The following is a 23,568-nucleotide window of genomic DNA, read 5'->3' as shown; positions in this document are numbered from 1 at the left end:
AAATATACCAAGTGGTTGAACCACTACTTTCATTTCGTATTTTGAACAAAAGTTTCTTGCTCCTCTATCCATGCGGTTAATCTCCCATTTATTTTACAACCTTGATCCAAGTTCAATACATTCCCCATTTTTACAGGTTCGGTGATACCAAATTTTACTGTTGGGGTATGGCCAATGTAAATCGTATCAAATTCAACATTTGCGAGATCAAACCTTTTATCAATTCTGCCCTTTCTTTGGGACCATTTGGCATAAGCACTTTCAAAAAGACTTCTATTCCATAAAAATTCCTGCTGGTTCTGATTTTTAGTTATTCTAAATCCTACATCAGGATCAAATCCAGCATGAACATATAACTTCTTACCAATAATGTGAAAATATTTTAACAGATCGTAAAATTTACTTTTGTGTTTGAGAATTTCATCGTCACTTAATTTAAGATATGACAAATAGGTTGACCAACCATCATTCCTAAGCCATGACGAATACTTGGATTCTATAAATTCATGATTTCTAAACTGTTCTAGTCCTTCATTTAGGGCTTCTATCATCCAAGAATCATGATTTCCCATTATAAAGATATTCTCAAAAGAAGAGTTTTCGTTTATATCAATTAAATGTTCCACTACTTCTACAGACTGCTCAAAGCCGTCAATGTAATCGCCTAAAAATATTAATCGGTCATTATCTATATCAAAATTTGCTTTAAGGAGGACCGCTTTAAGTGATTGATAATTCCCGTGTATATCTCCTATCACTAATGTTCTCATGGAATTGATCTTACGAAAACTCCGTATAAAACGATACAATCCAAAATAGTCGCAAGTCGTAATCTTCTACAATTATTCAATGAAACTCTCTATCCATTGGTTTACTATTACATAAATCATCAAAATTATGATTATAGAAATGGGAAGAATCGATCGGACCGAAGCATAAGAACTGAAATAAAGACCCTGAATAGCCTTTAAATGCGATTATTTAAACCCAGCCAATCCTTTCGTAAACCTCATAGACTTTCAAGCCCAAATAGGCATCAGTAGCCGCATAATCAATTTGAGCCTGGGTCAGTTCTGTTTTTTCCCAATTGGAGGTTTGCTGCGCTTTTGAAATTCTTTTCTCCAGAAAAATGGCGGTCAGGTTTTTAGCCCCGCTCTGTAACATCCCGTTTTCTCTCGCAATAGAGCCTATATCTTCAAAACTCTCTGGCCTAAACTTCCTTAATTTTTGAAGGTCTTTTAAATCATCGTGAATCGCTGCACCTGTTTTAATAATAGAAGGATCTTCAAATATTCTGACTAATTCTCCATGGAAACCACACATTAAGTTTCGAATTAGAAAAACCTCCTCTTCAGTAGCCAATTGAATCAGAGAAACAGGATTGTATTGTCCTTTTTTGAATACAGGTTTTGCTTCTGTATCGAAGCCCAAAACGTCAGCTCTCCATAATTTCGGAATCACTTCTTCCCAATCTTCGTCCTTTTCTACCAATGTGATTTCCCCTTCAAATTTCCAAAGTGGCAAATCATTGATTTCTTCTTTTGAAATCTCTTTTACAAAATTCATTTATCCGTAAATCTTCTAATTTTAATGTTAAGGTATGCGAATAGTATCGTCATAAAAGGACTTATAATATTGAAAAACGCATAAGGTGCATAAGTCCAGGTTGAAACGCCCAAAACTGATGATTGCGTAGCTCCACAAGTATTCCAAGGGATCAACACACTGGTAACAGTTCCTGAATCCTCTAAAGTTCTACTTAATACTTCCGGTTTTAAACCTCGCTCTTTATAAGTTTCTGCAAACATTCGTCCCGGCACCACTATCGCCAAATATTGATCGGAAGCTGTTACATTAAAGAAAACACAAGTTCCGGCAGTTGAGGCTACTAAAGAGCCTGTTGAATTCGCTAATTTAATAATAGAAGCAGTAATTACTTGTAACATTTTGGTCGATTCCATAACTCCGCCAAAAACCATAGCACAAACAATCAACCAAATAGTATTTAGCATTCCAGCCATACCCCCGGTCGACAACAATTCATTAACCATTTGATTATTGGTAGTGATGCTTATATCTCCATACATGGATAGCATTACCGCTTTATACGATTGCTCGAAGAAATTCGCCCCTCCCCCTGAGATGATTTCAATAATCTCGGGCTGAAAAATAATGGCAAACACTCCTCCTAGCAAAGAACCGATCAATAAAGCAGGAATTGCAGAAATTTTCTTCACAATCATAAAAATGACAACAGCTGGCACTAAAAATAACCACAGATTGATGTTAAATTTATCTAAAATGGCAGCTTGAACTAATCCTACCTGCTCTATATCTGCTTCAGAACTATTTAAAAAACCGAGAACTAAGAATATGATTAAAGCAATTACTATTGATGGAATTGTGGTATAAGCCATATATCGAATATGGGTAAATAAGTCAGTACCTGCCATAGCAGGCGCCAAGTTAGTTGTATCGCTTAATGGAGACATTTTATCTCCAAAATAAGCACCAGAAATAATGGCACCTGCAACAACGCCCTCGCTCAAACCTAAGGTTTGTCCAATCCCTAATAATGCCAATCCTAATGTCGCAATTGTACTCCAAGAACTTCCTGTAGCAACCGAAACTATTGCACTCACAATACATGCAGCAAAAAGGAAGATGGTTGGATTCAAAATATTCAATCCATAATAAATCATAGCGGGTACAATTCCGCTTAATAACCACGTTCCTGCCAATGATCCAATCAACAGTAGAATTAGTATGGAAGACATAGCTGAGCTTATACTGCTCACTATGCCGTCAAGCATTGTTGTCCATTTAAAACCCACTTTCAAGGCAATAATTGCAGCGACCCCAGCGGATAAGATTAAAGCAATTTGATTGGATCCGTCTAAAGTTCCATCGCCAAAAAAGTAAACATTTAAGCTTAACAGTGAAATTAAAAAAACTATCGGAATTAATGCTTGGAGTAATTTTGGCTTGGGCTGCTTGTCAGTCATGTAAGTTAAATCAAAATATTAATTTAAAATGAATTCGAAATATAATAAAAATAAGTTATCAGTCAGCAAGCAATTCGTGTAATTCCTGCCCAACTTGAGTACCAATGGCTACTCCCATTCCACCCAATCTAACTCCAATTGCTATTTTATCAGATACTTTTTTGATAATTGGTGATTTCGTTTTACCAAATGCCATTATTCCTGACCACTCCATATCAATCGAAAATTCCTGATCAGGCAAAATCAACTCCTTCATATCGGAAATAATTGCGGACCTAATTTTCGGATTGATACCAAAATCAGTGGTGTCTTCAACTGATTTGTCCAAATTTCTTCCTCCACCAATCAGCACTCTTTTTCCTACATTTCTGAAATAAAAGTAGCCTTCATCATAATGAAAGACACCTTTAAATTTTAAATCCTTTATGGGGTGAGTAATCATTACCATTCCTCTGCCTGGATTAATATCTTCCTTTCCAAACCATTTTTGTGCAAAGGCATTGGTACAAATTGCCATTTGATTAGCCTTAAGTTGCACTGATTGATTTCCTGACTTGGTATTGAGGATAATAAAATCATACTGCTCTTCAAAGTCTACGACTTCACAACCGGTAATAATTTTAATTCCCATTTCACTGCATAGATTCCACCAACTATTAATCATCTTACCCGTATCTATTTGACCTTCAAATGGATTCGATACTATAGTCTCTAACGAATTCTTATTGAAGCCATATTCCTGAATCAGTCTAGGCTCTAATCTGTAAACATCTTCTTCAAATATACTTTTTAACAATTGATTGTAATGATCCAAATACTCCAAAGCTGGCATTTCGGCTTTTCTAATCAATTCGAAACCACCATTAGCCTCATACCCTACGTTATGTTCTCCCAAAATATTTTTCAGTAAATCCAGTCCCTTCCATCTCTTTTCAACTAGTGCCAATTGCTGTTCCTCACTTAAACCATTTCTATCATCTACCAATTCAGTCAAACTTCCAAAACAAGCGAAGCCAGCATTTTTAGAACTGGCACCACTAGGAAACACACCTCGCTCAATAATAGCAATTTCAGCTCTTGGATATTTTTTTTTCAAATGATAGGCTGTAGAACAACCGACTATCCCTCCTCCTACTATAATGTAGTCATATCTCGACAAACTTTCTCTTTCCCAAAAACTCAGCATGCATAATAAATTTTTATCAACAGTTGAAAAGTAGGGCTAATTCTACGAGATTGCTTCATAAAGTGAAAAGTATTTTTAAAAAATCATTTTCAAATTCAATTCAATCTACTAAACACTCAATTTCATGAACTTGACTACCATCGTTAATAAAGCACAACATTCGAGATTTTATTTATGGTTATTAAATCAAGGATTAAATAGAATGATACCGTTTAACAAGCCTCATGGATTTATGATCATTAAAATTTCAAAAGATAAAATCCTCACCAAATTACCCTATAAAAAAAGGAATCTAAATCATATTAAAGGGATTCATGCTTGTGCCATGGCTACCATTTCAGAATACACTACAGGCTTAATGATTCTATATAAGTTGGATGTAAAAAAATATCGCATCATCATGCAAAAACTTGAAATGGAATATCATTTCCAAGCTAAAATGGATGCCTTTGCTGAATTTTCTATAGATGAAGATTGGGTAAAAAAAGAGGTGGAAAAACCCTTGGAAAATGATGATGCTGTGGTCATCCCATGTGAAATCAAACTATATGATAAAAATAATAATCACTTAAGCACCGGTAAAATATATTGGCAGATCAAAGACTGGGGAAAAGTAAAGACTAAACTATAAAAAACGAAAAGCCTGCAATTTTAAAAAATCTGCAGGCTTTTAATAATATCTTAATAAACTATATTCTAATTTCCTTTAAACTCAGGCTTTCTTTTATCCAAAAAGGCCTGCTTTCCTTCCTTATAATCGGCTGAACTACCAGCTATTTGTTGTGAATATTTTTCATATTCCAACATATCATCCAAAGAAGATGTGGCTGCCTTGTTCAACATTTTTTTAATCATTCCAATAGATTTGGTAGGTGCTTTAGCGAAATAATCTGTATAGGATTTAACTGCAGCGTCCAAATCCTCATCTTTTACAACTTTATTGACAATTCCTAACTCATGGGCTTCATGTGCAGTAATTTTGGTACCCATAGCACATAATTCGAATGCTTTTTGATAACCTACCAAATTGGGTAAGAAAAAAGACGAACCTGAATCAGGAACCAATCCAATATTGATAAAGACCTCAATCATCTTAGAAGATTCTGCTGCAATAATCATATCAGCAGCCAAAGCCAAAGAACAGCCAGCACCTGCTGCCACACCGTTCAATCGGGCAATAATAGGCTTTGGTAATTTTCGCATTGCTCTGATTATGGGGTTATATCTCTTCTCTAAAGAGTTATAAAACATTTTATCATCCTCATCTCTGGCAGATTTTAAATCTTGTCCAGAACTAAAAGCCTTACCCTCTCCTGTTATTACAACTACCCTCACGTCTGGGTCTTTGCCAGCGTCTTTTAGAGCTTTTTGAAACTCATAACTAATGCCATCATTAAAAGCATTATAGAAGTCTGGACGATTAAAAGTGATGGTACAGACCCCATCTTGAAGTTCATATTTTAAAAACTCGTACATTATTTACATTCTTTAAATTGATTCTAATAATTACAATATTAAATATTCATTATTACTTTACAATAATATTTAATTTCACTAGCAGACACTTAGGTAACCTCGATAAATATCCCCTAAAATCTCCTAGTATGCTATTACCATAAAAATATTTAACTACAAGTTTTTCGCTAAAGCGAAAAAACTAGTGCATTCTTTAGTCTCTTTTGTGGTAAAGAGTATTATTAGCTTTTTCTATTACTACCTGTAAATTTTCACCACAAAAGTAACAAAAGAACATAAAAGAAAATAACCAAGATTATTTTCCAAGATTTTATTAAAAGATGAGATTTTCAAGCTGAACTTTATAACATTGAAGTCCCTTTATGGGCAATCTCACAGATTTGCACCAGCAGAAAATAATAAAATTATAACTATTTCCCTATTTAGCAAAAAACCTGTCATCTAAAAGGCAATAATTAATTAAAAATCAAAATTGTAAGGAAATTTACAAAAAACCCAATTAAGAAACCAAACCATACTTGTTTACTATCATGAGCAGATAGTTTCAATCGAGCACTCCCCACCAAACCACAAAATAAAAAACATAAGACAACTGCATAATACAAATTCGAAGGCTCTGATTTAATCAATAAAGCCAAATAAATCCCTGTAGCACCTGCAATAGCTATTGCATGCGCACTAATTTTCCACCATATAGTAATAATGGTCAAAAGAACGATACTTATTGTTATCGAAAGTAAAATGATGGTAACTAAATTAGGAAATCTAAATTTCTCCCAAAAAAGATAAGTTGTGGCCCCATAGAAAATGGCATTAAACAAAAAGGGAAAGACACGCTCCTTTCGGTCTTCCATATTGAGATTAGTAATATTTCGAGTGAATTTTAAAAGCAACATTCCCATTAATGGGATTAGGAAAGTGGTCATAAAAACCATGGATAAGAACCTCCATGCTAAGTCGCCTGTCATATTCAAACTGAAAGGCAGAAAAAACAAAATCCCTACAAATATATAGCTTGGAATAAGCAAGGGTTGAAAAACAATTGATATGAAATGTGCCCAGAATCTTCCCACTACAACTCTTTTCTTAACCTAGCAACTGGAATATTCAATTGCTCTCTATACTTTGCTACTGTCCTTCGGGCAATTTTATAGCCTTTTTCTTTTAATAATTTTTCTAGTTTATCATCCGATAAAGGTTTGCTTTTATCTTCTTTATCGATAAAGCCTCTTAAAGTGTTTTTCACTTCTCTAGAGCTTACATCTTCTCCTGATTCCGTAGCGATTCCTTCTGAGAAGAAGTATTTCAGTGGATATATGCCAAATTCTGTTTGTACAGATTTACTATTGGCCACCCTGGAAACAGTAGATATATCCATATCAATTTTCTCAGCGATATCTTTCAAAATCATTGGGCGCAACTTACTTTCATCTCCCTCTTTGAAAAACTCGTATTGATATTCCAAAATGGCTTGCATGGTATTCAATAAAGTAAACTGTCTTTGTTTGATCGCATCAATAAACCATTTTGCAGCGTCCAGTTTCTGCTTGACAAATCCAACAGTTTCTTTTAGCTTTTTATCTTTTTTATCTCCTTTATCATAGGCCTTCAACATTTCTGAATAAGAAGGACTCACTCTTAAATCAGGTGCATTTCTGGAATTCAAAGTAATGACTAAATCTCCGTTCTGATGAGTGAGAATAAAGTCGGGCATTAAAAACTGTGTCCTAACTGCTCCTGAGCCGGAACCACCCGGTTTCGGGTTCAAACGTTTAATAGTATCTATTGCATCTTTAAATAAATTCTCATCTTCTATATCAAGCTTTTTAACGATTTTCTCGTAGTGCTTTTTTGAAAATTCTTCAAAGCATTCATCTATAATTCGGTAAGCTAGCTCAACTGCTTTTGATTGATCAATTTTCCTCTCCAATTGAAGTAATAAACATTCCTCTAAATTACGCGCAGCAATTCCAGCTGGGTCAAAATCTTGAATTTTAGACAAAATGCTTTCCACTTCATCCTCGTCCGTATTTACATTTTGAGAAAAAGCTAAGTCATTCACTATAGCACCTATATCCCTTCGAATGTAGCCATCACTTTCAATGCTACCTATCAATTGCTTCCCTATTTTATACTGATTCTTGTCAAGTCCTATAAAGCCTAATTGGGTCATCAATTGGTCATTCAATGTGGTACCCATAGCAATTGGCATTTCCTTTTCTTCCTCTTGTCCATTTCCGTCACCCTGCATTTTATATCCAGCTTCATCGTCATGAAGGTAATCTTCTATATCAAAATCATCTGTTGCCTCCTCCTCGTAATCCTCTTCATAATTATCCTCCTCTGGCTCTTCCTTCCCTTCCTCAAGAGCCGGGTTGATCTCCAACTCTTCTTCAATTCTCGTATCCAGCTCAGCAGTAGGTACTTGCAGCAGTTTAATAAACTGAATTTGCTGTGGAGACAAACGTTGTCCTAAAGATTGTGAGAGTACTAATTTTTGCATAAATCTATTTCACTAAAAACTGTGCCAGTTATCCTAACTCAAATTTATTTTAAATTATCGAATTAAGCATTAAAAAATTGATTATAACCTCATAAAATCTTTGATAAAAAGCCAATAATATCGAATTTTGACGAACTAAATTCTAATATAAATAAACGCAATAATTATATGACTGTTCCGGCAAGAGTTAAAATCAAAAAACTATTAGCTAGTGAAGCTACTGAACAACAGGCAAATGTGAAAGGATGGGTAAGGACAAAACGAGGTGGTAAACCTGTTTTTTTTATTGCGCTTAATGATGGTTCGACCATTAATAACATTCAAATTGTTGCTGATCCAGCAGCTATTTCTGAAAATATTATAAAAGATATCACAACTGGAGCTGCAATAAGCGTAATCGGAAAGGTTGTTGCTTCTCAAGGAGCAGGCCAGTCTGTGGAAATTGTTGCGGAACAGATAGAGGTTTTAGGAAAAGCAGATCCTGAAAAATATCCGTTGCAACCCAAAAAGCACTCTATGGAGTTCATGAGGGAAAAAGCACACCTCAGAATGCGAAGCAGCACATTTAGTGCTGTTTTCAGAATTCGACATGCGATGGCTTTTGCCATTCACCAATTTTTCCATGAAAAAGGATTTTATAATTTACATACTCCAATCATTACAGCCAACGATGCGGAAGGTGCTGGTGAAACTTTCCATGTCACTAACTTCGACTTAGATAAAATCCCGATGACGGATGATGGAAAAGTAGATTACAAACAAGATTTCTTCGGAAAAGAAACTAATCTTACGGTCTCTGGTCAACTGGAAGGCGAATTAAGTGCCATGGCCTTAGGAGAAATATATACTTTCGGCCCAACATTCCGTGCGGAGAACTCCAACACCACCCGTCACTTAGCTGAATTCTGGATGGTGGAGCCTGAAATGGCTTTCTATGATTTGAATGATAATATGAATCTTGCCGAGGAAATGTTAAAGTATGTGGTGAAATATGCTTTAAATAACTGCAAAGAAGATTTAGATTTTCTAGCTGCAAGAGCTGACGATGAGGATAAGCAAAAACCTCAAAATGAGCGTCAGGAAATGGGCTTATTGGAAAGATTACAATTCATCTTAGACAATGACTTTGAAAAAGTTAGTTATACGGATGCAATAGAAATATTGAGAAACAGCAAGCCAAACAAAAAGAAGAAATTTAATTACATCATTGAAGGTTGGGGAGCAGATTTACAATCGGAGCATGAGCGTTTTCTTGTAGAAAAGCATTTCAAAAAACCAGTTATTCTATTTGATTATCCTAAAGATATCAAAGCATTCTATATGCGTCAAAATGATGATGATAAAACCGTAGGTGCTATGGATATTTTATTTCCAGGCATTGGAGAAATTGTTGGCGGTTCTCAGAGAGAAGAAAGACTAGAAAAACTCACTGAAAGAATGAGAGAAATGGAGATCCCAGAGGACGAATTGTGGTGGTATTTAGATACTCGTAAGTTCGGTACAGCTCCTCACAGTGGCTTCGGTTTAGGTTTCGAACGATTGATGCTTTTTGTAACCGGAATGGGAAATATTAGGGATGTGATTCCGTTTCCACGGACACCGGATAACGCGGAGTTTTAAGTAGTGTTGGATGTGGGGTGATGGATGATGGGTGTAAAAGTGCAATTCGATAGTTTGGCAACCCAGATTGAAATGGTTTTGATGATTCATGGAAATTTTATTACTTCATAAAGTATTTAAAAATGTAGAATTATTTCGAAAACCAAAATCCTACAAAATGAGCTTTAAATTTGAAAATTTAAGAATTTGGCAGCTTTCAATGGATTATGCTGAAGGGATTTATAATATCTCAGAAAAATTTCCTAAATCTGAAATTTATAACCTAACTTCTCAAATCAGGCGAGCTGTTGACTCAATTGCCTTAAATATTGCAGAAGGTTCTATCCTTCAATCATCACTTGAAAACAAAAGGTTTTTAGGATATTCGATTCGGTCCTTGGCAGAAGTAGTAACATGTTTATATAAAGCCGATAGAAGAAAGTATATAGATAATGAATGCTTCAAAATCAATTATGACCAAGCTTATCTATTAATGAATATGATGATAAGCTATAGATCAAAAATTAAATAAAATTCAAAAACAATGGGTTCCGGTAGTGAAAATTAAAGTGAAGGAAATTCAACATCCTACACCCAACATCCATCACCCCACACCCATCATCCAACTTTTACCCATGCTCATAACAAACATAAAATCACTTTTTGGCAACAGAGAAAAATCAGAATTACTGAGAGGTAAAGCTTTAGGAGAAATGCCTTCTCTTCATAATGCCTTTATTGAAGTAAAAGACGGAATTATTCATGATTATGGCAAAATGGAGGATTTGAATGTCGAACCTCAGGGCGAAATATTCGATGCCAAAGGAAAATCTATTTTACCTGCTTTTTGTGATTCACATACTCATATTGTTTTTGCAGGTAGCCGTGAAGACGAATTTGTTCACAAAATAAAAGGCTTAAGCTACGCTGAAATTGCAGCTAAAGGAGGTGGAATTTTGAATTCAGCTAAAAGATTGGCTGATACTTCCGAAGATGAGCTATTTGAACAAGCCATGGTTCGAGTCAATGAAGTAATGCAGCTTGGAACAGGTGCTTTAGAAATCAAAAGTGGTTATGGATTAAGTCTGGAAGCTGAGCTCAAAATGCTTCGAGTAATCAGAAGAATAAAAGAAACAGTCCATATTCCTGTTAAATCTACATTTTTAGGTGCACACGCTTTTCCAGAGCCCTATAAAGAAAATAAAGAAGCTTATATAAAGCTGATTATCGATGAAATGTTGCCCGCAATAGCAGATGAAAAATTAGCAGATTATATCGATGTATTTCGTGAAACAGGCTTTTTTGATGAGACTTTAAGTGAGCAAGTTTTAAATGCGGGTGCAAAATACGGCTTGAAAGCAAAAATTCATGCCAATCAATTGAATAATAGTGGCGGTGTTCAGTTGGGAATAAAAACAAATGCTATTAGTGTTGACCATTTAGAGACTTTAGGAAAAGAAGAAATCAAATTGCTTGGTGAAAATGATATTATTTCCACTTTGCTTCCATCAGCTGCTTTCTTTTTAAGAATGGGATATCCGCCAGCTCGTGAATTAATTGATGCAGGAGCTGCTATTGCTTTAGCTACGGACTATAATCCAGGATCTTCACCAAGTGGAAATATTCCCTTATTGATTTCTCTTGCTTGTATTCAAATGAAAATAACACCTGAGGAAGCTTTTAATGCAGCTACTTTAAATGGAGCCTTTGCGATGGAAGTTGAAAATGAAGTCGGTTCCATTTCTAAAGGAAAAAGAGCTAACTTGATACTGACAAAGGATATTCCTTCTTTAGCCTACATGCCTTATGCTTTTGGCTCTCAGAACATTGAAAAGGTCATGATAAAAGGAGAATGGATATAAAGCACTTTCATTTTTTTGACGAACAAGATTTACATAGCTACCTAAAGCCAAGAGAAGGAGAAACTAAAATTGGTGAGAAAATCGCTTATGGAAATGATTTTAAAAATTCTACTGCGAAATTTGTCCTATTAGGAATTGAAGAATCGATTGGTGTAAAAGGAAATTTGGGAGTAAGTGGCACCCATACCGCTTGGAATTCTTTTTTGACAGCGTTCCTTAATAGTCAGCATACCTACAAATTGAATGGAGAAAGCATTCACCTTTTGGGAAATTTCAATTTTCAGCAAATGGCAGATAATGCTAAATTTGTTGATGATTTTAGAAAACTAGTTCCTATTGTTGATGTAGCAGTATACCCACTTATTCAAGAAATTTCCGCAGCTGGAAAAATTCCGATTGTTATAGGAGGCAGTCATGCCAATGCTTTCCCAATTATTAAAGCCGTTAGCTTAGCAAAGAATAAGGCCATAAATGTGATTAATTTAGACGCACATGCTGATTTCAGAGCTTTGGAAGGCAGACATAGCGGCAATCCATTTAGCAACGCAAAGGCTAAAGGATATATGGCAGACTATAGTATTTTAGGTCTTCATGAAAACTACAATAGCCAAAATATGCTGGATGAGATGGCTAAGCATAAAGGCATTCGCTACTTTTTTTGGGAGGATATTTATTTAAGAAAAAAAATCACTTTTGAAGAGGCATTACTTGATTTCATTCAGCTCAATCAAAATAAAACATGCGGTATTGAACTAGACACGGACAGCATTGAAGGAGTGTTAAGTTCGGCCATGACACCCTCTGGTTTTAGCACCACAAATGCAAGATATTATGTCTATCAAACTAGTCATAATTTACATCCATCCTATTTCCATATTTGTGAAGCAGCTACCGAATTAGAAACTGGATTAAAAGATAATAGCACTGGAAAACTACTATCTTATTTAGTAAGTGATTTTGTTAAAGGATTTCTAGAGAGCTAGAAAAAAGAATTAATACTTCAAAATATCTCCTAAAGTCTTCTTCATTTGTTCCATGTGGTCTGTCGAAACCTCCCCTAATTTATTAATAAATCGGTCTTTTGAAATGGAGCGAATATGAAAAACCAAAATCTCTGACTTTTCCTTCAATCCATTTCTAATATCAGGTTCTAAAACAGGATTACCTTTATAGCCTTTCACTTTTGTTGTGAGTGGACAAACTATTATGGTTCGTAAAAATTCATTAGCCAAATTTCCACTCAAAATGACAACAGGCCGGAAACCTGCTTGCTCACTTCCTTTCACAGGATTTAGGTTCACATTCCAAATTTCAGCCTGCTTCATTCTTCGTTCGTATCTTTGAGTTGCTTCCAGTAATCTTGCATACCTTCTTCTGCAACCATCATAACATCTAAGTCATCTCCTGCCATTTGGTAGGATTTGGCATATTCTGCCTTTTCTATATTTTCTAAATAGACAGTTAAGGCCTTTTCTATCAATTTATTCTTAGGCATATTGAGTTCATTAGCCTTTTTGGCCAATAAATCAACAAGGTGTTTGGGAAGCGTTGTTGTTATATTCATGGCTATTTTATATTTGTAAATCACAAATATAATACAAAAATATAGAATTAAAAGTTCTAGAGAACTCTTATTGTATTAACTCTGCACCCCAAAACTATCATTCCCAACTAAAGAAGGTTGATTAAATCTTCCGTTTTCATCTCTATTTTCAAGATTTAAAACACCTCTTGGACAAACGGAAGAGCAAACTCCACAACCAACGCAAGAAGAACGGATAATATTTTGACCTCTTTGAGCATACCATCTAACATCAATACCCATTTCACAATAAGTAGAGCAATTGCCACAAGAAATACATTGACCACCGTTTGTGGTAATTCTAAATCGAGACTTGAATCGCTGAACTAACCCTAAATAAGCTGCTAAAGGACAGCCAAATCTACACCATACTCTGTTTCCCATGAATGGATAAAAGCCAGTACCTATTACACCAGAAAATACAGATCCAATTCCGAAACCATAGACCGCTCTTATATTATAAGTATTCATCCCCAAAAGCTCCGAGCTACCTGTGAAATATGTATATAAAACAGCAGCTGTCATCACCACCGCAAAAACTAAGACACCATGGATTAGCCACCTTTCGATTTTCCAAGCTCCTAGTGATTTATCTGATAGTTGTCTGTATGGATCGCCCAAGGTTTCAGCTAATCCCCCACATCCGCAAACCCAACTGCAATACCATCTCTTCCCGTACAGATAAGTGAAAATTGGCACACCTAAAGTAAATAATGCTATTCCCCACCCTAACATAAAAAGTCCGATGGTTCCTGCTTCTACCATTTCGTTCAATCTATAATCAAAAAAGAAGCTGTAATCTAGCGGCCACATATTCTTTAAATCCATATAAGGCTGATTTAAGCGAACCAATATCTCAGGAATAACAAAAGCAAAAGCTAATTGAAAGAACATGACAGAGACGGTTCTAACCATTTGATAAGGACTATGTCTATACTTAATGATCATCCGAATTCCCATCACTAAAATAGCAAGAGTATAAAGGAAACCATACATAAACCATTGACTGGCGGGGTTACCACTTAGCATCTTACTTACAGGATCAACCATAACAATCCATGAGGTCATATACTCTGGAAACCAATAAAGAAATACATAAAAGCTAATGAGAAACGTCCCTAAAAGAATACCAATCCAACCTCTGTTTTTTAGGGCACTGTGAAATATTCCATCATTCTTGATTCCGGCATGCTGTATCTTTAATCGCGGCAATAAATACATAATGGCACCAATGATTGGAACTCCAATGGTTAAAAACAGCCACAGCCATGGATTTTGTGCTACTGGTCCTACTTCAGATTTTTTGGCGACCGTAAATGCTTTACTATTAATATTATCTTTACTAAAACCCTTCTGTGATATAATTGAATTATTGACATCCCCAATCACTTTTTGCAACTGTACAGCTAATTCTTCCGATGAATTATATTCCTTACCTTCCATCCAGCCGGTATAATCCCTTAATTGTTTGATTTGCCATTTTTCAACTTCACTTGAAGGCTCTCCTATTGCCTCCTCAATTGAAGATTTTTGAAAAGACTTGAGGTCGGCTGACTTAGAAATTTTTTCCGCCAAACTGACATTGATTTCAAATGTTGATTTGATTTCAGTATTTGCTGCCTTCAAAGTTGATTTCAAATCACCTACGAAAGCGAACTGATTATCATATTTCTTTCCGTAGACATCTTCTGCAAACTTATTGACAACTGCAAATGATTGCTCCCCTACTGCATCTTGCAAGTCTTTTTTATCCAGTTTATATTGCCCCAAAAAGAATAAGGACAAATAGGTTAAAAAACCTAAAGTGAAAACAACTAGTCCTAGTTTATGTATTAATTTCAAGCTTTTCATATATCTATTTAAAATATTCCTAACACCTTTTTTCTACCTACCTTAACCTGCTCATTGGGATATCTTTCATTGTACATCCCGACCAGCTCGTTTTCATACTTTTTGAAAAATTCCGGATCAAAATTGGCTTCTTTTAAATTTTGAAAGACCTTTTTCATTGGCCATTTATCTCTCATCATTTTATCACAAACCTCGTGTCGATATCTTACGCCCATCAAGTTTACTCCTTTTAGCGTATTATCGCTTTTGCTGAACACCAATCTTATAGATTTCTCTCCCTTTTCATGCTCCCAATAAAAATGCTCCTCTGTTTCATCATCAGGTTGATTGGATACTTGACCATAGGTTTGATATTCAATATCCAAAAACTTAGCCGAATTAAACCAAATCCCAGGTTGATAAGCAGTTTTAGTTCCACAAATAGTCTGAGCTAAGGTTTCTCCATGCATTCTTCCCGTGTACCAAACTTGTTCAATCGGTCTCCTGTCATCTGCAGGAGCTTTTTCAAACTCAGCGCAATCACCTATGGCATAAACATCTGGTTGATTGGTTTCGAAATACTCATTGACTTTAATGCCCTTTCCTGTTTCTAACTCAGAATTCTTCAGAAAATCAATATTAGGAGAAACTCCTACTGTTAGTCCAACAAACTGTGCATCCAATTCTCCACCTTCCTTCAATTGAACCCCTTTTGCTCTGCCACTTCCGTCATCAAGAATTTCATCTATCTCCGTACTCAACATTAACTTGAACCCATGCTTGCGAATGTGTCGATTTATCATTTCCGATTCTTCAGGCGGTAATACATTATTCCAAAAACTGCTCTCACGAACAACAAAAGTGACATCAATCCCGCGAGTATGGAACATCTCTCCCATTTCTATGCCGATTAATCCACCACCTACAATAACGGCATTTTGTGTGGTTGGAGAATACCTCTCCATACCTTCTAAATCCTGATAACTGTAAAGTCCTTGTACTGCTTCTAGATCTTGCCCTGGCCAACCGAACTTATTGGATTTAGAACCTACTGCTAATACTAGAACATCATATGATAAACTTTCAGATTTTCTTAATTGTAGAGACTTGCTCTTAAAATCAATCTTCTCTACGAAATCGTAGACTAATTCAATTCTATTTTTCTTCCAGAAAAAATCCTCATAAGGCTTAGTGCTTTCATATTTCATATGCCCCATGTAAATATACATCAAAGCTGTTCTGGAAAAGAAATGTTCAGTTTCTGCAGAAATAATAGTGATATGATCTTCACTATGTTTGCGGATATGTCTTGCAGTCGTTACTCCTGAAATGCCATTTCCAATGATTATGATGTTCCTCATAAGGTTTGTTTTCAAATCTTTTAGTTTCTTAATTCAATATTAATGCTAATAAATCTAAACAATTGTCAAGTCGGAGACAATAAAAAGCAATCCAAAATTGAATTGTCTTCGTTTCTTATTAAAAACTTAAACACAATGAAAACATTTAAATTTACAATTATCGCCATATTATACTTTGGAATAAGTGTGATGGCCTCCGGACAAGCGATTACAAAATTCAATGCTGAAGTCGATGCCTTCTTGAAAAATTACGTCCTAAATGGAAAAGTCGATTATAAGAGATTGAAAAATAACTTTCAAGATGTTGAAAAATTATATAATTCCATAGCAACACTTAAAATAAACGACTTAAGTAAAAACGAGACCAAGGCGCTTTATATAAATGCTTACAATATTATAGTAATTAGACAAATTACTGAGTATTTTCCTCTAAAATCAGCCATTGATAAAAACGGATTCTTTGATAAAGTGAAACACAATGTTGGTGGAGAAATGTTGACTTTAGATCAAATTGAAAAAGGAAAAGTGATCATTCCATTTCAGGACCCAAGAGTACATTTTGCTTTCTCATGCGCTGCAGCAAGTTGTCCTGAATTAGCCGACTTTGCATATACCGCTAATAATCTTGAAGCTCAACTGAATGAGCGAACCACCAATGCGGTAAACAATCCAGATTTTACTAAAGTCCAACCCAATAATAACTTAGTAGAAATTTCTAAAATATTTAAGTGGTATGAAAGAGATTTTAAAATGGAGTCCAATGATGCTTTGTCCTACATTAATAAATATAGGACAAATAAAATCCCTGAAAATTATAAAGTTGAATTCTACGAATATGACTGGAGTTTAAACATTCAATAGCTATAAAGCTTTTCCAAAGTTCTTAAACTTTGGAAAAGCAACTCATCATTTATTGGGCTTCTTCCTCTGAAACCTCCTCTTGCAATTCAGAAGACTCTGGAGATATGTCACCGGTATAATTGAATACTTCAATAATTGGGCTTTCAATTACTTCGGGCACCTGGAAAGAAACCAACATATTATTCAAACTCAAATATATTCTATCGTAAGCTTCCTTTACGTTTTTAGCAGTTACAATCATTTGATTGACAATCTTCTTCTCTTTCCCACTTTCCTCCGCTACATAGTAAACCACTTTACACTTATACCACACATCTGCATCTTCGTAATGAAAAACATCAACTATTTTGCTTTTGCTGATTCCGGTTATCATGAATTCACCTCTAACGCGTTCTCCCATCTCTTCATAAATGCGAGTTTCCGCTTCCGTAAATGAAACGGCATCCACCAAATACGGCTCTGTAACGGATTTTAATCTTCCGTTCTCATCTTCTTTTTGATACTTTACTTTGCACAAAAACCACTGCTTCATAATCTTTATTTTCAAATTGGATTGCGAATATACAGGAAATCAAAATTGAATGGAAATGGGTCACGAATTTGTTTTAACTTTGCTCAATGGAAAAAAGTAAAATCGTTCTCCCTTGCCCCCCTTTTATTGCACCTATCTTAAGACAGGAAATAGAATCTATAGGATACAAAATAACTCATGAAGGTCCTTTAGATGTTGCTTTGGAAGGTACCAGGAATGATTGTATGAAATTAAATCTACATTTAAGGACTGCTAATAAAGTACTTTTCTTGATCAAATCGTTCAAAGCCAACCATCCGGACAAATTATATCAACAACTCTATCAAATAAAATGGGAAGATTATTTAGATGAGAACGGTTATTTATGTATCACTTCTTATGTAAATAATGAAAAGATATTGAATACGCAATTTGCTAATGTGAGAGTTAAAGATGCCATAGTTGATCGCTTAAAAGATAAGACTGGAGTGAGACCAGATTCTGGACCTTTAAGAAATCAAATGGTAGTATTCTTACATTGGATGGAAGATCAAGTCTCGATCTATTTGGATACTTCTGGAGAAACTATTGCCAAGCATGGTTATAGAAAAATTCCAGGAAAAGCACCGATGATGGAATCTTTGGCAGCTGCTACGATTTTGGCATCCAATTGGACACCAAAACAAGCTTTTATTAATCCTATGTGTGGGTCAGGAACTTTAGCTATTGAGGCAGCTTGCATTGCCGCCAACAAAGCACCAGGACAAAGTCGTGAGAAATTTGGTTTTCATCATTTGAAAGGCTTTGACTTAGATTACTGGGAGAAGCTTAAAGAAGAGGCCGTTGCCAATGAAAAAACAATTTCTTGTGAAATTATTGCAGGTGACAACAGCAGAATGGCTATTCAAGCCGCCAAGCAAAATGCAGAAGAGGCTGGAGTAGCTGATGCTATCAATTTCGAGAAAAAAGATTTTAGGGACAGTACTATACCAGAAGGTGAGGGAGTAGTATTTCTCAATCCTGAATATGGAGAAAGACTAGGTGATGAACAGGACTTAGCAAATGTATATGCTCAAATCGGTGACTTTTTTAAGCGAGATTGCAAAGGTAAAACGGGCTATGTTTTTACAGGCAACCTGACTTTAGCCAAGAAAATCGGATTAAGAACAAAGAGAAGAATACCGTTTATGAATGCTAAAATCGAGTGTAGACTATTAGAGTATGAACTCTATGCGGGCACCAAAAAGGATAAAGGCTAAAAATATTTTTTCTAATCTAAATCCTAACTTCTATATTTAATAATGCAAATCAGCAAAAAGGAAAAAGATACCATCAATAAAGCAATTATTTATTGGAAGTCAAGCGGTTTGATAGACGAACCAAAGGCCCAAGAACTTGATAAAAGTATAAAAATAAAAGCTTTCAATTGGCAATCATTGGCTTACTATTCATTTCTTTTTGCTGTGGTCAGTTTGTTAATCGCTGTTGTTAGCGTCTTTGCTGATAAAGCTTTACTGGATTTAATCGACTCTTTAATTTCTACTTCTTACGTAACCAAATCGATTACTTTTCTGCTTTTAAGTGTTCTATGTTTTTGGTTTGATTACCGATACAACTTAAAGAAGGTACGAAAAAAATATAGTAAAGAGATTTTTGCATTTTTTGGGTGCATTTTTTTAGCCATAGCTACGGGATTGATAAGTTTCATATTTGGGATGGAGGAAAATCCTGGAATTTTTATTTTAGGCTTATCTTCCGTTTACTTTATTTTGGCGGTGATTAGAAGTAAAGAATTACTTTGGCTATTTGGAATTACAGCCCTTGTTCTTGCCTTTGGAGCCATCACTCATAATCTAGGAAAAGATAATTATTTGTTTATCGGAATGAATTTCCCCATGCGTTTTACAATTTTGGGTGCACTAATTTTAATTGTTACATACTTCATTAAACTTTCAGAAAAACTGAAACCATTTTTAGAACCTACTTACTGGAGTGGACTAATAATTTTCTTTTTGGCACTATGGTTTTTGACGATTTTCGGAAATTACAGCAGCTATGATAAATGGTTAGAAATTAGACAGTTTCATTTGTGGTGGTACAGCTTAGTTCTTTTATTAGCCAGTTTTGGAGCAATTATAATAGGAATCAAGAGAGAGGACAGCCTACTTAAAAATATAGGAATTTCGTTTATCTTCCTAAATCTATATACACGTTATTTCGAATACTTCTGGGATGAATTACATAAGGCATTATTCTTTGGAATAATAGCTATATCATTTTGGTTGATAGGGAAAAAGGCAGAAAAAATATGGGATAAGGAAGTTAAATAATTTATCTACTCTGTCAAGATTCTCTGATAATGGGGGATAGGTAATTCAATTCTGAAACTAGCTGGCTTGTCATCTTCTAGATGTATCTCCCCTCCTAATTTAGAAACCGCCAGCTTTACACTATACAGGCCAAGACCAATTCCTCGCTTGTGCTCAGTAGCCACAAAAAACATATTGAAAATTTGATCCTTCAGTTCTGGGTCAATACCTAAACCGGAATCTTTAAATACGATTTGATAAGCATTTTCTTTTGAGTTTTTAGTAAACTCAATTGATATTTTAGGCTTTTCTCCCCTCTTAGTAAACTTAATGGAGTTATTAATCAAGTTCGAAAAGACCACCTTTATATGCGTTGAGTCTGTTAAAATTTCATAATCATCAGTTTTCAACTCAATGTCAATGAATTGTTGCCATTCCTCATTGTCAGGTATATTCTCTTTAGATGCTTCAATAATTAAATCGCGGATATTGTAAACTTGCACTTCAACTTTTTGCAGCTTCAGTTTATTAATTTTTTGAAGGTTAAATAAAATATTATTCATCCTTTCTGCAGTTTCGTTTACTTTGTTAAAATAAAACTTGGAAGCTTCTTCATCAGTCTCTTTCATAGCCAAGTAGCAAAGTCCTAAAATTGTTGAAACTGGACCTTTTAGATCATGGGCTGCTCGATAGAAGAACGTATCAAACTCATGTTTAGCTATTTTCAAATCATTATTAGCTTCCCTGAGTTCCTTAGTTCTCTCGTCAACCATTTCTTCTAGTTGAAGATTACTTAATTTCAAATCATCATTTTGCTTTTGAATAATAGCATTTTTATATTCTATTTCTTTATTCTGTTCTGAAATTTCTTCTTTTTGGTGAATCACTAATGACTGATTCTCTATTAGACTTTTATTTGCATCCTCTAGTTCTAAAGTTCTTTCTTCTACTTTAGATTGTAACTTTCTCCTTTGGCTTTTCAAAAACCGAATTCGCAATTGTATATAAGTTAATAGAAGAATTAAGACTGCTATAATAGTAAGCACTCTAAACCAGGTAGTGGACCAGAATGGAGGGTCAACCTTGATATAAATTTCCTTTACTTTACTAGACCATTTACCATCTGCATTGGTCCCTCTAATCTTTAAATTGTACTCTCCATCTGGTAAATTTGTAAAGGAAAAATGTCTTCTGTTTTTATTATAGATCCAGTCCTTATCAAACCCCTCCAAAAAATAAGCATATTCATTTTTATCATCGGAACTTAGATCCGTTGTGGCAATTTCCATTGACAACAAATAATCTTGGTGATCTAATAATAAAGAATCAACTGTAAAGTCTGTGATAGTCTTTTTACCATTTTCACTTACTATATCAATTTCGACAATATTAATGCCAGGCTGAAAGTAACTACTTTTTATTTCACTTGGATCAAAAACATTCAGACCATTGAATCCGCCAGCAAAAATCCTTCCGTCCTTAAGAGTGGTTATAGATCTTCGGACAAATTCCTCTCCCTGCAACCCATCCGAAACATCGTAATTTTTAAATTCTTCTGTTCTTGGATTAAAAAAGGAAATACCCTTATAGGTCGTGATCCAAAGATTTCCCTGTAGGTCTTCGGTAATACCTGTTATATTGTTATTCACTAATCCATCTTCTTTCGTATAGGATTTAAAAATAATGCTTTCATTAGATTCTATCATCTTCGCAAAACCACCACCACCAGTACCAATCCAGATATCTTGATTACTGTCTTCTTCAATAGTTCTTATAACATTATAATTAATACTATTAGTATCATTTTTATTATATCTGAAATGTTGAAAATCATCAGTATTTGGTCTGTATAGATCTAATCCAAAATCAGTTGCAAGCCAAATTCGCTCTTTACTATCAACTAATATTTTATGAACTCTATTATTCGAGAGAGAATTTGATTGATTTGAATCATGAAGGTAATTTTTAAAGTTCTCAGTTTCTTTGTCAAAAACAGCTAGCCCACCATCTCCCAGTAAACCTATCCAAAGTTTACCATCAGGCGCCTCGGCAATACTTTCAATAAAATTTGTAGTGATTGAATTTGTATCTTCTTCGATATGCATATATGATTTCAATTCCCCTGTATCTCTGTTATACTTCGATAAGCCAAAATTCCATAATCCTACCCATAAAAGACTTTCAGAATCTTCGAAGACTACCCAACCCCTGTCATCAGGAAGTCCCGAATTACTACTGATGATTTGCTGGAATTTGAGTTGTCCCTCTTCTTCAATTACAACATCGATACCGGCATCGTTTGCTACATAAATATCTCCTTCACTATCCTCGAAAATATAATTTACTGCATCATCCGAAATACTATATGGATCTTTTTCATTCGGTTGATACAAGTCAAACTTCTTTTGATTCAAATTGAATGACGATATTCCCCCTCCATGAGTACCCAGCCAATAATTTGAAGAATTGTCCTGAAATATTTCAACGACATTGTTAGAGGGTAATGCTTTAAGATTGTACTTTTCTTCTTGAAAGTGATATTTTGTTTCGAAGTTTTGATCTACATAAAAAAGACCAGAACCGAAGGTACCTAACCACACTCCTCCTTCCTCATTGGGGTAAATTTTTCGTGCATAAACTGAATTTTCACCTTTGAATTTCAAGTCAATTGATTCGAATTGCTGGGAATTTTCAGTTCTATAAAATAATCCTCCAAATTTAGTAGCTACCCAAAGCGTGCCATTGGAATCAAAAAACAAATCCCTAATATCATCATCCGAAAGCCCATTATCTCCTTTCAAAAATTGCTGAACTTCAAAGGTCTTCACATTGACTTTGTGTAAGCCTTCCCGAGTACCCACCCAAATTTCTTCATCATTTTTAGCTCTTGAAATGCAGTAAACAACAGGATTATGAAGTTTAGGAAATGTTTTTGAAGTAGTTTTAAGATTCGTGAATTCCTCAGTAATGATGTTAAATTTATTCAAACCCTTTTTTGTACCTATCCAAAAGATGGAATCAGATAACTGACAAATAGTATAGATTACATTATCACTAATGGAGTTTCTAGAATTATCATAAGTAAAATGCTCAAATGAAGACTTTTTATCAAATTTATTTAATCCACCACCATAAGTAGCAATCCATAAATTTCCCTTATTGTCCTCTATTATATCCTTTACATAATTATTACTTAAGCTTGTGGAATCATCAATTTTATAGTTATACGATACAAAATTCTGTCCATCAAACCTATTAAGACCGTCTTGAGTTCCAAGCCATAAAAAACCACTATTCCCTTGATAAATGGCTTCAACAATATTTTGCGACAGTCCATCATTTACCGTTAAAGTTCTAAAATCTGTATTTTTTAGCTGATTCTGTGCAAATAGCTGGAAGGTTAAAAATTGTACTATTAACAGATATAAAAATTTCATAATTGGTTCATTCAGATATTAAAGTAGTATAATATCTGCATAAAAT

General features: G+C 34.8%; 21 protein-coding genes. 8 read left to right on the top strand and 13 right to left on the bottom strand.

Annotated elements, in window-relative coordinates; genetic code table 11:
- Positions 1–29 precede the first annotated feature (29 nt).
- The 4 genes from AAC601_RS10925 to AAC601_RS10910 form a co-directional block, all read right to left on the bottom strand.
- Entirely contained in the window at positions 30–770 is a 741-nt protein-coding gene (locus AAC601_RS10925) for a metallophosphoesterase family protein (protein ID WP_340153275.1), read from the bottom strand.
- Positions 771–981: 211 nt separating this feature from the next.
- Entirely contained in the window at positions 982–1,566 is a 585-nt protein-coding gene (locus tag AAC601_RS10920; RefSeq protein ID WP_303269952.1) for a 3'-5' exonuclease, read from the bottom strand.
- On the bottom strand, positions 1,563–3,005 hold the full coding sequence (gene nhaC, locus AAC601_RS10915; RefSeq protein WP_303269953.1) for a Na+/H+ antiporter NhaC: 1,443 nt from the start codon (positions 3,003–3,005) through the stop codon (positions 1,563–1,565). The genes AAC601_RS10920 and nhaC overlap by 4 nt, the downstream gene beginning before the upstream one ends.
- 58 nt (positions 3,006–3,063) lie before the next feature.
- Complete coding sequence (locus tag AAC601_RS10910) at positions 3,064–4,191, bottom strand: FAD-dependent oxidoreductase (RefSeq protein WP_340153274.1); 1,128 nt, start codon at positions 4,189–4,191, stop codon at positions 3,064–3,066.
- Positions 4,192–4,315: 124 nt separating this feature from the next.
- Here AAC601_RS10910 and AAC601_RS10905 point away from each other — a divergent pair, with 124 nt between their 5' ends.
- On the top strand, positions 4,316–4,822 hold the full coding sequence (locus AAC601_RS10905; RefSeq protein ID WP_340153273.1) for a DUF4442 domain-containing protein: 507 nt from the start codon (positions 4,316–4,318) through the stop codon (positions 4,820–4,822).
- Positions 4,823–4,887: 65 nt separating this feature from the next.
- Here the strand turns inward: AAC601_RS10905 and AAC601_RS10900 are convergent, their stop codons facing one another.
- From AAC601_RS10900 to rpoN, 3 genes are all read right to left on the bottom strand, one after another.
- Positions 4,888–5,667, bottom strand: a complete 780-nt coding sequence (locus tag AAC601_RS10900) for an enoyl-CoA hydratase-related protein (RefSeq protein WP_340153272.1) — start codon at positions 5,665–5,667, stop codon at positions 4,888–4,890.
- 455 nt (positions 5,668–6,122) lie between these two features.
- Entirely contained in the window at positions 6,123–6,740 is a 618-nt protein-coding gene (locus tag AAC601_RS10895) for a PA-phosphatase (RefSeq protein WP_340153271.1), read from the bottom strand.
- A complete protein-coding gene (gene rpoN / locus AAC601_RS10890) occupies positions 6,740–8,170 on the bottom strand; it encodes an RNA polymerase factor sigma-54 (protein WP_303269958.1) in 1,431 nt (476 codons plus the stop codon). Before rpoN ends, AAC601_RS10895 begins: the two co-directional genes overlap by 1 nt.
- A 168-nt stretch (positions 8,171–8,338) precedes the next feature.
- On the opposite strand from rpoN, the gene asnS reads away from it, so the two are divergent.
- The 4 genes from asnS (at position 8,339) to AAC601_RS10870 (ending at position 12,614) form a co-directional block, all read left to right on the top strand.
- Complete coding sequence (asnS, locus tag AAC601_RS10885; RefSeq protein ID WP_303269959.1) at positions 8,339–9,790, top strand: asparagine--tRNA ligase; 1,452 nt, start codon at positions 8,339–8,341, stop codon at positions 9,788–9,790.
- Between the two features lie 157 nt (positions 9,791–9,947).
- The gene (locus AAC601_RS10880; protein WP_303269960.1) at positions 9,948–10,301 is read left to right on the top strand and encodes a four helix bundle protein; all 354 of its coding nucleotides are present in this window, start codon (positions 9,948–9,950) and stop codon (positions 10,299–10,301) included.
- A 37-nt stretch (positions 10,302–10,338) separates the two neighbouring features.
- A complete protein-coding gene (gene hutI, locus AAC601_RS10875) occupies positions 10,339–11,631 on the top strand; it encodes an imidazolonepropionase (protein ID WP_340153270.1) in 1,293 nt (430 codons plus the stop codon).
- A complete protein-coding gene (locus AAC601_RS10870; protein WP_303269962.1) occupies positions 11,622–12,614 on the top strand; it encodes a formimidoylglutamase in 993 nt (330 codons plus the stop codon). Before hutI ends, AAC601_RS10870 begins: the two co-directional genes overlap by 10 nt.
- Before the next feature lie 9 nt (positions 12,615–12,623).
- Here AAC601_RS10870 and AAC601_RS10865 read toward each other — a convergent pair whose 3' ends face one another.
- From AAC601_RS10865 to AAC601_RS10850, 4 genes are all read right to left on the bottom strand, one after another.
- On the bottom strand, positions 12,624–12,956 hold the full coding sequence (locus AAC601_RS10865) for a type II toxin-antitoxin system PemK/MazF family toxin (RefSeq protein WP_340153269.1): 333 nt from the start codon (positions 12,954–12,956) through the stop codon (positions 12,624–12,626).
- Complete coding sequence (locus AAC601_RS10860) at positions 12,953–13,195, bottom strand: CopG family transcriptional regulator (protein WP_303269964.1); 243 nt, start codon at positions 13,193–13,195, stop codon at positions 12,953–12,955. Before AAC601_RS10860 ends, AAC601_RS10865 begins: the two co-directional genes overlap by 4 nt.
- Before the next feature lie 75 nt (positions 13,196–13,270).
- A complete protein-coding gene (locus AAC601_RS10855) occupies positions 13,271–15,064 on the bottom strand; it encodes a 4Fe-4S dicluster domain-containing protein (RefSeq protein ID WP_340153268.1) in 1,794 nt (597 codons plus the stop codon).
- An 8-nt stretch (positions 15,065–15,072) separates the two neighbouring features.
- On the bottom strand, positions 15,073–16,404 hold the full coding sequence (locus AAC601_RS10850; protein ID WP_340153267.1) for an FAD-dependent oxidoreductase: 1,332 nt from the start codon (positions 16,402–16,404) through the stop codon (positions 15,073–15,075).
- Between the two features lie 135 nt (positions 16,405–16,539).
- On the opposite strand from AAC601_RS10850, the gene AAC601_RS10845 reads away from it, so the two are divergent.
- On the top strand, positions 16,540–17,265 hold the full coding sequence (locus AAC601_RS10845) for a DUF547 domain-containing protein (protein WP_340153266.1): 726 nt from the start codon (positions 16,540–16,542) through the stop codon (positions 17,263–17,265).
- Between the two features lie 49 nt (positions 17,266–17,314).
- Here the strand turns inward: AAC601_RS10845 and AAC601_RS10840 are convergent, their stop codons facing one another.
- Positions 17,315–17,797, bottom strand: a complete 483-nt coding sequence (locus AAC601_RS10840; protein ID WP_303269968.1) for a DUF4494 domain-containing protein — start codon at positions 17,795–17,797, stop codon at positions 17,315–17,317.
- Between the two features lie 86 nt (positions 17,798–17,883).
- Here AAC601_RS10840 and AAC601_RS10835 point away from each other — a divergent pair, with 86 nt between their 5' ends.
- Both AAC601_RS10835 and AAC601_RS10830 read left to right on the top strand, forming a co-directional pair.
- Positions 17,884–19,035: a class I SAM-dependent RNA methyltransferase gene (locus tag AAC601_RS10835; protein ID WP_303269969.1), complete on the top strand. Its 1,152-nt coding sequence runs from the start codon at positions 17,884–17,886 to the stop codon at positions 19,033–19,035.
- A 42-nt stretch (positions 19,036–19,077) separates the two neighbouring features.
- Positions 19,078–20,106, top strand: a complete 1,029-nt coding sequence (locus AAC601_RS10830) for a hypothetical protein (RefSeq protein ID WP_303269970.1) — start codon at positions 19,078–19,080, stop codon at positions 20,104–20,106.
- 5 nt (positions 20,107–20,111) lie between these two features.
- Here the strand turns inward: AAC601_RS10830 and AAC601_RS10825 are convergent, their stop codons facing one another.
- A complete protein-coding gene (locus AAC601_RS10825; protein WP_340153265.1) occupies positions 20,112–23,522 on the bottom strand; it encodes a two-component regulator propeller domain-containing protein in 3,411 nt (1,136 codons plus the stop codon).
- Between the last annotated feature and the right edge of the window lie 46 nt (positions 23,523–23,568).

It is taken from the genome of uncultured Marivirga sp. (assembly GCF_963974845.1).
In the GTDB taxonomy this organism is placed as follows: domain Bacteria; phylum Bacteroidota; class Bacteroidia; order Cytophagales; family Cyclobacteriaceae; genus Marivirga; species Marivirga harenae.
This window is presented reverse-complemented; position numbering and strand designations above follow the sequence as displayed.